The 10535-nt window shown below is 64.8% G+C and carries 7 protein-coding genes; 3 read left to right on the forward strand and 4 right to left on the reverse strand.

Annotation, left to right across the window (positions count from 1 at the left end; all coding sequences use genetic code 11):
* Both NL2_RS16125 and NL2_RS16130 read right to left on the reverse strand, forming a co-directional pair.
* Positions 1-1152, reverse strand: coding sequence for a thiolase C-terminal domain-containing protein (locus tag NL2_RS16125; protein WP_068076720.1), 1152 nt, complete (start codon positions 1150-1152; stop codon positions 1-3).
* Between the two features lie 2 nt (positions 1153-1154).
* A complete protein-coding gene (locus NL2_RS16130) occupies positions 1155-2270 on the reverse strand; it encodes a thiolase C-terminal domain-containing protein (RefSeq protein WP_068076748.1) in 1116 nt (371 codons plus the stop codon).
* A gap of 252 nt (positions 2271-2522) precedes the next feature.
* On the opposite strand from NL2_RS16130, the gene NL2_RS16135 reads away from it, so the two are divergent.
* Both NL2_RS16135 and NL2_RS16140 read left to right on the forward strand, forming a co-directional pair.
* The gene (locus NL2_RS16135) at positions 2523-3581 is read left to right on the forward strand and encodes an amidohydrolase family protein (protein ID WP_068076721.1); all 1059 of its coding nucleotides are present in this window, start codon (positions 2523-2525) and stop codon (positions 3579-3581) included.
* Complete coding sequence (locus tag NL2_RS16140; protein ID WP_084356144.1) at positions 3578-5125, forward strand: class I adenylate-forming enzyme family protein; 1548 nt, start codon at positions 3578-3580, stop codon at positions 5123-5125. The genes NL2_RS16135 and NL2_RS16140 overlap by 4 nt, the downstream gene beginning before the upstream one ends.
* A gap of 5 nt (positions 5126-5130) precedes the next feature.
* Here the strand turns inward: NL2_RS16140 and NL2_RS16145 are convergent, their stop codons facing one another.
* Together NL2_RS16145 and NL2_RS16150 are read right to left on the reverse strand one after the other, a co-directional pair.
* Positions 5131-6093 (reverse strand): DUF7064 domain-containing protein, encoded by a 963-nt coding sequence (locus NL2_RS16145; RefSeq protein ID WP_068076722.1) that lies wholly within the window; start codon positions 6091-6093, stop codon positions 5131-5133.
* Between the two features lie 67 nt (positions 6094-6160).
* On the reverse strand, positions 6161-8767 hold the full coding sequence (locus NL2_RS16150; RefSeq protein WP_084356149.1) for a TonB-dependent receptor: 2607 nt from the start codon (positions 8765-8767) through the stop codon (positions 6161-6163).
* A gap of 438 nt (positions 8768-9205) precedes the next feature.
* On the opposite strand from NL2_RS16150, the gene NL2_RS16155 reads away from it, so the two are divergent.
* The gene (locus NL2_RS16155) at positions 9206-10486 is read left to right on the forward strand and encodes an NADH:flavin oxidoreductase/NADH oxidase family protein (RefSeq protein ID WP_068076724.1); all 1281 of its coding nucleotides are present in this window, start codon (positions 9206-9208) and stop codon (positions 10484-10486) included.
* Positions 10487-10535: the final 49 nt, after the last annotated feature.

The following is a 10535-nucleotide window of genomic DNA, read 5'->3' on the forward strand; positions in this document are numbered from 1 at the left end:
TCAGGCGCTCAGCACGGCGCAGCCGCGCAAGTTGGCCCAGCCGCCGCCGGATTGGACGAGCGCCATCTTCGCGTCCTTGATCTGGTGGGTTTCGTTGCGGCCCATGATCTGCGTCGCGGCCTCGATCAGCCGGATCACCCCGACCGCGCCGATCGGGTTGGCGCCCATGCAGCCGCCCGATGGATTGACCGGAATATCGCCATCGAGCTGCGTCGCGCCCGACGCGACGAGTTCGGCGGCCTGCCCCGGCGGACACAGGCCAAGGCTTTCGTAATAGTTGAGCTCGAAGCAGGAATAGGGCTCCTGCACCTCGACCACATCGAACTGGCGGCGCGGGTTGGTGATACCGGCGGCGCGGTAGACCTGGCGCGAGGCGATCGCGAGCGGTTCTGACAGCAATAGCGATCGTTCGGCGGCATTGTCCGCTTCGCAGCAATAGGCGATCCCGCGGATCCACGCCGGACGCGACGTGGAATGGTGCGCGACCTTGTCGTTCGCCAGAACGATCGCTGCCGCGCCGTCGGAAATCGGCGGCACATCGAGCAGCTTGATCGGCCAGCACAGCGGCTTGGACTTGAGCACGTCCTCGACCGTCACCGCCTTCTTCTGGTGGGCGTAGGGGTTGGCGAGAGCGTTGTTGCGGTTCTTGGCCGCAACCATCGCCGCCGCTTCCTCGGTATGGCCCAGAACATCCATCCGGGCGCGCCAGTACGCGGCGGAAAAGCCCATGATGCCGACCGCGAATTCGCGCCCCCAGAACGGATCGTACAGCGTCGAGATCGAATACTGCAGCTGCCCTTCGGACAGCTTGTCGTACGCCACCACCAGCGTTCGATCAGAATAACCGCCCGCAACCTGATAGTACCCCGCCAGCGCGCCCGCGAACCCGGCACCGCCGCCGCTGGTCAGGCGCACGACCGACTTGCCTTGCGCGCCGATCGCATCGACCACCCACTTTTCGGGCTGGTTCACTGCGGCGAACAACACGGGACCGCTGGCGATGACCACGGTATCGATGTCGTCCATCGACAGCCTGGCATCGGCGAGCGCGCGATCGACCGCTTCCCGGACCAGCCCCGCCTGGCTGACGTCGGTGCGGCGGCGGGCGTGGTTCGTCTGTCCGACGCCGACAATTCCTACTTCACGGCCCATGATCAAACCTCGAGAGTGAAAGCGCAGTTGGTCTGCATCGCAACACCGCCAGTGCCGTGGACAAGTGCCTTTGCCGGACCCGCCAGCCCTGCGCGAGCCGGCGCGGCGAGCTGCTTCGCCGCTTCGGCCAGGCGCACCAAGCCCGTCGCCATGATCGGATCGGCGGGCAACGCACCGCCGGAGCGGTTCACCTTGTCGTCCATCGCGGCGTCGATCCCCCTGCCCGCAGCGGCAAGCCCCAGACCTTCGAGCGTCAGCAGTTCGCCGATCACCGAGCTTCCGCTGATTTCGACCACATCGGCTGCGGCTCCGCTGGCCCACCCGGCCTTGCCGCACGCCATGGCTGCGGCCTTTTCGACCGAGTCCAGCCGATTGACGCTACGTGCGGCAAAGCTGTGCGTTTCCAGACTGGTGCCCATGCCGGTGACGTAGACCGGCGGACGACCGCTGCGGCGGGCAATGTCGCCATCGCACAGCAGCACCGCGACCGCGCCGTCGACCGGCCGCGAGATCATCAAGTTTGTGAGCGGCAGCGCCGCCTCGCCCGAACCGAGCACGGCGTCTGCATCGGGCGCCTTGCCCATCGCCACCTTGTCGTTCGCCGCAGCCGCTGCCCAGCGGCGTGCGACCACATCGGCAAGCGCGCGATCGGTGATGCCGTGCGCGGCGAGATAACGCTGTGCCTGAATGCCCAGCGCCGCCTTCTGGCCGAACCCGACCGGGCGCTGGTAGAACGGATCGACCATCGACGACCAGTAAAGGTCGACGTCCGATTCCGACGGCTTGGAATAGGCGACGATCAACCCGACCGACGAGGCGCCCGAACGGATCTTGTTCACGCCATACAGCGCGGCCCACAACCCGTCCTCCTCGACCCGCGCCTCTTCCTTGTGGTGCGCGCCCAGCGCGCCGAGGAAGCCGCAGTTCGAAATCGACCGGCCATCGAGCACGTCGCTACCCGAATCGATCACGAAATCGACGTCGTCGAGCGTGAGACCGGTGCCCTTGAACACATTGCCGACCACCGCCGAGATCAGGTCGATATGCTGCGCATCATTCCACGCGGGACGTAATTGCGTCTGCGCGGAGGCCAGCACCGCCACCTGACTATAACCCATCAGAAACCCCGCTCCAGCGATCCCGAACATCCGACCAGCGACATCGCGATCCGATTCAACACTCCATCGACACTAGGTCCATGGAATTCGACCTGTCAAAGAAAATTCGACAGTTTGTCGGAAAATTGTTCGCGAGTGTTATGACGCTGGTTTATGGCTCGCTCCGCCGTTAGCATAGTACATCCGGCGTTTCGGGACCGGGGTCAGACCCGAATCATAATCGGATCGACCGGTAAACGGAGAGGGATCTGCATGGCACTCGACGTCACCGGGCGGTATCGCTACCCGTCGCCCGATCAGCGCTGGCTGGACCAGCGCACCGAGGATGTGATCGACCCCGACCAGCCGATCATCGACCCGCACCATCATCTGTGGGTGCAGGATGGCGCACCCTACCTGCTCGACCAGATCCGCGCCGATACCGAAGACGGCCACCGCATCGTCGCGACCGTGTTTGTCGAGGCGCACTACGGCTATTCCGGCGATGGCCCGGCACACCTCGCCCCGGTGGGTGAAACCGCCAAAGTCGCCGCCATCGCCGCCGACGGCCGAAAGCACAGGGCAGCCGCGCGCATCGCCGAAGCGATCGTCGCGCGTGCCGACCTGACCCTGGGCGACCGGGTGCGCGACGTCCTCGATGCCCATGCGCTCGCCGCCGGTGGTGCGTTGCGCGGCATCCGCCACAGCGTGTCGAACGACCCCGCCTTTCCCGACGGCATCGTCGTGCGCCCCGCCCCCGCCGGATTGCTGGGCGATGCCCGCTATCGCGAAGGCCTGCGCGCCCTCGCCGCCGCCGGGCTGAGCTACGACGCGATGCTTTATTCAGGACAGATCGGCGAGTTGACCGCGATGGCGCGCGCGCTGCCCGATCTCGCCATCGTGCTCGATCACGTGGGGTGCGTGCTGGGCGTCGGTCCTTACGAACATGCCGCGCCGGAACAGTTCGCCCGCTGGCGCCGCGACATGGTCGAGCTGGCGGCCTGCCCCAATGTCGGCGTGAAAGTCGGCGGGTTCGGCATGATCATCACCGGCGCGCGCTGGCACGAAGCGGCGCTGCCACCCACCTCGCAAATGCTCGCCGACAGCTGGCGGCCATGGGTCGAAAGCTGCATCGAACTGTTCGGCGCCAGACGCTGCATGTTCGAAAGCAATTTCCCGGTCGACAAGGCGATGGTGTCGTACCGCACGCTGTGGAACGCGTTCAAGCGACTGGCCCGTCAGGCCAGCGATGACGAACGCCACGCGCTGTTTGCCGGTACCGCGGCGCGGACCTATCGCATCACCGATCCCGCGCCCGGACTGCGGCCATGACCAACCGTGTCACCGGCCTGCTGCGCCAGGCGCGCGAACGGCCCGATGCCACCGCGATCATCGACCACGGCCGGCCCATCGCCTTTGCCGAGTTGGCCGAACGGGTGTTGGCGGCGGCAGGGGGACTAGCCGCGTTCGGCATTGTGAAAGGTTCGCGGGTCGGGCTGATGATGCCGACCCAGCCGGAATTCATCGTGGTCCAGCAGGCGCTGTTCCTGCTCGGCGCGGTGGTTTCGCCGCTCAACGTGTTCTACCGGTCCGGCGAAGTGGCGCACGCCGTGAACAGCTGCGAACTGCAGTTCGTCGTCATCGCCGACGCCTTGTGCGATCGGCTGGCATTGGCTGATCGGGCAGCGATGCCGTCGCTCGTGGCGGTGATCGTCGCCGATGCCGCTGGCCCGCCGGCGGGGTTCGTCGCGCTGGCGGATGCTTGCGCGCAGTCGCAGCCGATCCGCGATCCGGTAGCCGTTGCGGATCATGATCTCGCCATGCTGCTGCACACCAGCGCGACCACGGGCAAATCGAAAGGCGTGATGCTCACGGCGGGCAATCTTGCCGCCAATTACGATCGCACGCCCGGCTGGCTGGGGCTGGACGCCAGCGGCGTGATCCTGTGCGCGCTGCCGCTCTACAACACCTTCGGCCTCAACCAGTGCATCAACGCGATGACGCACACTGGCGCCGCGCTGGTGCTGCTGCCGCGCTTCGATGCGGCTGCCTGCATCGCCGCGATCCGCGACCACCAGTGCACATTCATGCCTGCGGTGCCAACAATGCTGCAAAAGATTGTCGATCATCCGGGACTCATGCCGGGTGACCTGGCCTCGCTGCGCCGGGTGATGACCGGTGGCGCGCCCGTGCCCGCTGCGCTGCTCGCTCGAGTGCTGGCGATCGCGGACGACCGTGTCGAAGTGCTGACCGGATATGGCCTGACCGAAGCCACCGCGCTCGTCACGCTCACCCGCGTCACGCTGGGCGACGACGGTGACGTCGTCCGGGGCCGCACGATCGGACGCGTGCTCGATGGCATGGAACTGGGCGTGGTCGACGATGCCGGCCGGGCCGTTGCCAGCGGCGAAATCGGGGAGTTCGTGGTGCGCGGGCCCAATCTGATGGCCGGATACTACCAAGCGCCTGCCGACACGGCGGCGGCGCTGCAAGGCGGCTGGCTGCACACCGGCGATCTCGGCACGATCGATGCCGATGGTTTTGCCTTCATCGTCGATCGCAAGAAGGACGTGATCATCCGCGGCGGCCAGAACATCTACCCGGCCGACATCGAGGAAGTGCTGTACCGCGTGGCGGGCGTCGCCGAAGCCGCCGTGATCGGCGAACCCGACGAGATGTTGGGCGAAGTGCCGGTCGCGTTCGTCGCCTTGCGCGCGGGCGACCGCGTCTCGGGTGAAACGTTGCTGGAGGCGTGCACAGCGGAACTCGCCCGTTTCAAGCTGCCAAGGTCGATCCACATCCTGCCCGAACTGCCCAAGGGCCCGACCGGCAAGATCCTGCGGCGCGCGCTGCGCGGCGCCGTACCAGCGCCCTGACGGCGCTACATCAGGCCTCTGCCCGAATAGCTGTCGAGCGGGCGGTTTTCCTGCGCCAGCCCGTGGCCCACCCGCGCGCCCGAATTCCAGCGTACGGTGGAATTGATCGCCATGGTGTTGCTGTAGCAGGCCCACGGGGTCTGGTTCACCACGGTCCCGGTAAAGCGGTATTCGCGGCCCGCAGGATCGGTCAGCAGCATGTCGTATCCGACGGGGAACACGCCATCGCCGCGCAGTGCGAGCAGGCGACCGCCGTTCAATCCGCGAACTTCGCCATCGACCAGGACATAGCCATGGGCAAAGCCGAACTGCGCCTCACCGGTGGCGAACGGATCGAGCGTCCAGATCGTGCTGAAAGCATGGTCGGTGTCGAAATTGCCGTTGATCCAGCCCATTGCGCGCATGCCGCTTTCGTTGCGCGGGCCCCAGCTGTGATCCATCGTCGTGACGCAATCGACCGGATACGTCGTGCCGCGAATCCGGGCGGTGCCGGTGACGTGCACGGTCATGTCGTAATGGTTGGCATAGCTTTGGCCGAAGCCGCTGAGGTTCGGGTCGGTCGATGCCAGCGGATCCATCGCCGGATCGTGAATGTCGAACGGCTCCATCACGCCGCGCACGTCCCAGTGAAACGCAGTGTCGTCGCTGCCGGTGTAATCGATGCGGTAATCGCGTGGTGCGTTGACCGCTTTCAGCGAAAGCCCGTTGATGAGCGTGAAGTCATCGAAACGTGCGGGCAGCGGCATATGCTGGCGGAAATCGAAATAGCGCGACTGCACGGTATAGCGCTGGATGCGGTCGATCGCCTCGATATCGCAGACCATCACGCCCAGCCCGGACCGGGCGACCAGGTACGTCCACACGGTCAGGTTGGCTTCGGGAATGTGGATCGAAAGCCAGGTCGTTTCGGCCCAGTCGTAAGCAACATCGGCCGGCGTGTGGAATTCGACGTCGCGCGCAGTAATCATGGCCAGTCCTCTTGCGGCAGGGCCGGCCGACCGGGTCGCGCCAGGCGACCCGGTCCTTCCGCACCCGTCAGTACTTGATGGCGACCGTGACACCGTAGGTCGCCGGTTTGCCGGCGAAACGCGCCGACGAATCCGACGCCGGGATGACGGCGGTCCAGTAGTACTTGTTGAACACGTTCTTGCCCCACAGCATCACGCGCCAGCGGCCTTCGGGGCCGTCGAAGCCAAGACGCGCATCGACCGTGGCATAGCCGTCGATCGTGTAGGGCGTGTTCGAAACGCCGGGCGCGAGCCGATAGCGCGGACCCACCGGGATCGGGGTGTTCCCGCCACCGATCGCGGCGTCCTGCTTCGATCGCGCGCTGACGGTGAAGCCGAAGAACGGCGTCGCTTCACCGCCCGGGTGAACCTTGTAATCGACGTTGATCGAGCCCGAATACTTCGGCGTGTAGGGGATCGGATTGCCCGACAGATCCTCGCGGTTGTCTCCGGTGGGGTTGAAGTTGGCGTTGCTGGCGCCTCCGAAGATGTCGTAGCCGAAGAACTTGTCGATCTTGGAATTGAGGTATGTCCCCGCCAGTTCGATCGTCAGTCCGGGCGTCGGGCGCAAGGTCAGGTCACCCTCGAGACCGTAAATGCGCGACTTGGGCACGTTGACCAGCGTGTCGAGCGTGCCGAAGATGAAATCGAACAGCTTGCCGCGGATCTGCTTGTTTTTGTAGTCGTAGTAGAACCCGGCGGCGTTGAACTGCACCTTTCCATCCGCCAGCGTGGCCTTGAAGCCCGCTTCATACGCCGTGACCGATTCCTGCGTTACCGGCAGAGCCGAGATATACGCAGCAGCGGCCAGTGCCGGGTAGCTGCCCGCCTTGTACCCACGGCTGATGTTGGCATAAACCAGCAAGTCCTTCGACGCCTTGTAGTCGAGCCCGACGCGCCACGAGAAGTTGTGCTCCTTCAGCGTGGAACTTAGCGGAATGCCGGGGATGCCGATGCCGGCGATGCCTGCCGACTGCGGGCTGTTGATCGTCACGCCGTTGGGAATCGACGCTGCCGGAACGGTGGAATTGAGCGTGTAGCTGTCGCCCGGGCCGATCGGCGTGAACGGCAGGCCGCCGATGCCGCCGATGATGTTGAACAGCTTGTCGACGTTGCCGTTGCTCTGCGTGTACGCGGTGTTGAGCGCATCGATCTTCGAATTGGTATAACGTCCACCCGCCTTGAAGGTCAGCTGGGGGGTGATTTCGAATTCGGCGTTGGCAAATCCCGCATAGTTGCGGATGTCCTGGTTCAGGATATCGCCGCTGGCGTTGATGTAGAGGTTGTTGGGATAGTAGTTCGAGTTGGCGAAATAGCGCAGCAGCTGGTTTTCGAACGTCTTGCTCTTCTCATAATTGCCGCCCAGCACCCAGCGGAACCGGTTGTGCGGATCGTTGGACAGCCGCAGCTCTTGCGTGAAGCTGGTGATCTTGCCGGTCCCGAGCTGAAGGTCATAGGCCACCAGTGCCATGCCATCGCCGTCGGTGCGCTGCTTCTGGGTGTAATGCGAATACGAGGTCAGCGAAGTCAGCGTCAGCGTGCCCAGTTCGATGTCGGCGCGGCCGGCCAGCTGCCAGAACTTGCGATTGCCGAACGGCGTGAAATCGGTCGTCGTCGCCGAACCGATCGGGATCGCGCCGCTGGGCCCGGCCGTGCTGGTCTGTGGATCGAGCCTGATACCCGACCAGTCCGCCGAACGCGGGTTGAGCGACGCAAACGGCGTGGTCAGCTGACCGGACAGGCCGCCCGCAACATACGGCGGCGAGATATAATTGCGCAGCGGATCGTTGATCGGCGCGGCGCTGATCGGGCCGGGACCCGTCGCGGTCACCTGTTCGTGAATCGCGATCAGCTGCTGCGCCTGCGGCTGGCTCTTGTCCTGCCACGCGTTGCCCGACAGGTTGATCTTCACCGTATCGGACGCCTTGATGTCGAACTGCAGGCGACCGGCGTAATATTCCGACTTGCCGTTGGTATCGCCGGGGCGCGTCACGCTCTGCTGCCAGCCATCCGAGTGGAGCCCCGTGACCGACAGACGCGCGTTGACCATCTCGCCCAGCGGGCCGCTGACGTAGGCATTGCCATCGACCTGGTTGAAGCGGCCATAGCTGAGATCGGCACCTGCGTGGAGTTCGTCGGTGGGCTTGGCGGCGATGTAGTTGATCGCACCACCGGTCGAGTTCTGGCCGAACAGGGTGCCCTGCGGACCCTTGAGCACTTCGACGCGCTCAAGATCGTAGGCGGAATGGCTGGCGAGTACGGGGAAGCTCAGCGGCACCTGGTCCATGTAGACGCTGACCGCGGGATAGACGCCCAGCGAGCTTTCGTTGAAGCCGACGCCGCGCAACGTGAAGATCGGGGTGTTGGTCGTGCTCGGGGTGTAGACCAGCCCGGGTACAGTCCCGGCGAGGTCTTCCAGCGAGACGACCTTGCGTTCCTGCAGCGCCTGCGCGCCCAGCGCGGTGAGCGTCATGCCGACGTCGTTGAGGTTCTGTTCGCGCTTGTTGGCGGTAACGATGATCTCGTTGCTGCCGGTGGCGGCGCCCTCCGCTTCCGGAGCTTCGGCCATGGCCGGCATGCTGCTTGCCAGAAGCGCCAGCATCGAACCGCAGGCGAGCATATAGGACCGAGTCATCATCTGAATTTCCCCTCCACATGGATTGTCCTGCGTTGGCTGCAAGACTTTTCCGACGTTTTGTTAGTTAAAATATCGTGCGGCGATGTCAACCTGAAATGCCTCACAAGTGCAATATAATATACTGATTTACCATTATCCTGCCTTGCCAGACCTCCTTGCGGGCCGGCATCGCGCCATAACGCGCGGAATTGTAAGGCCGGATCGGCAGACGGATCGTGCCACCCGGCGCACTCCGACTGTTGCCGGTCAGCACCGATTTGCAGGCATCGCAATCCGCTGCTCGATATATTCGGACGCGCCGTCCAGGCGGGCTGCCAGCAGAACCTGAAAACCCGCAAGCCAATTTACGATTGTAAGAATTCACCGAAAATGATTCGACTTACGGCTTTGACCCGGCAATTTACCTCGCAAAGCCAACTGTTACCGGAGACGCCCGTGCCTGCTCGCCTGTCCGATCCGCTTGTCCTGCCTTGTGGCACCGTGCTGCCCAACCGCCTGGCCAAGGCCGCCATGACCGAAGGTCTCGCCGACGTTGAAGGCCGCGCGACGCAGCGCAACGTCCGCCTTTACGAGCGATGGGGCGCCAGCGGCGCCGGCCTGCTGCTGACCGGCAACGTGCTGATCGATCACCGCTTCCTCGAACGGCCGCGCAACGTTGTGGTCGAACGCGGCCGCGATACCGGGATGCTGCGCGAAGTTGCGCAGGCGGCCACCGCGCACGGGGCGCAGTGCTGGGTACAGATCAATCACCCCGGGCGACAGGCCGGGCTCGGCGCCGAGCAGTTCGTCGGTCCGTCGGCGGTCCCGGTGGCAACCGGCAGCGCGGTGATGACCCGCGCGCTGTCGACCGCCGAGATCGGCGATCTGGTCGATCGGTTCAGCTATGTTGCCGAAACGGTGCAGGCCTGCGGGTTCACCGGGGTGCAAGTCCACGCCGCGCACGGCTACCTCAACTCGCAGTTCCTGTCGCCGCTGACCAACTTGCGCACCGATGAATGGGGCGGATCGCTGGAAAATCGCGCGCGCCTGCTGCTGTCGTCGGTTCGGGCGGTGCGCAAGGCGGTCGGCCCGGATTTCGCCGTGTCGGTCAAGCTCAACTCCGCCGATTTCCAGAAGGGCGGCTTCACCGAGGACGAGTCGCTGACCGTGATCGGCTGGCTCGAGGAGGCTGGCATCGATTTGCTCGAGATTTCGGGCGGCAACTATGAATCGATGGAGATGGTGGGGTTCAGCAACGATGGCTCGCCGCAGCCCGAAAGGCGTGCCAGCACCGTGGCGCGCGAGGCCTATTTCGTCACGTTTGCCGACCGGATCCGCCCCCATACCCGCGTGCCGCTGATGGTCACCGGCGGCTTTCGCTCGCGCGCCGCGATGGACGCGGCGCTGGTTTCGGGCGCGCTGGACGTGGTCGGGCTCGGCCGCCCGTTCTGTGCCGATCCGGCGGTGGCCACCCGGCTGCTCAGCGGCGCAATCAGCGAAGCGTCGTTCCCCGATCGCGCGCCGCATATCCCGCGCGAGGCGATGCCCGAAGCCGACGACATGACGCATTTCATCGCGCAAGTGCAGAGCGGCATCTGCTACAATTACAACCGCATACGCGACATGGCCGATGGCACCGCGACCGCCAGTGAAAGCGACTGGCTGCATAACTTGCGCAACCACGAAGCGGTCGAAGGCACCGGCGCCGCCGACTATCACGCGCGGTTCGGCGGCTGACTGCCTTGCAATCCGAATATTTTTCGGGTTATCGTCGAAAAAATAAAAA

Source organism: Novosphingobium lentum NBRC 107847 (genome assembly GCF_001590965.1).
GTDB classification, from domain to species: Bacteria; Pseudomonadota; Alphaproteobacteria; order Sphingomonadales; family Sphingomonadaceae; genus Novosphingobium; species Novosphingobium lentum.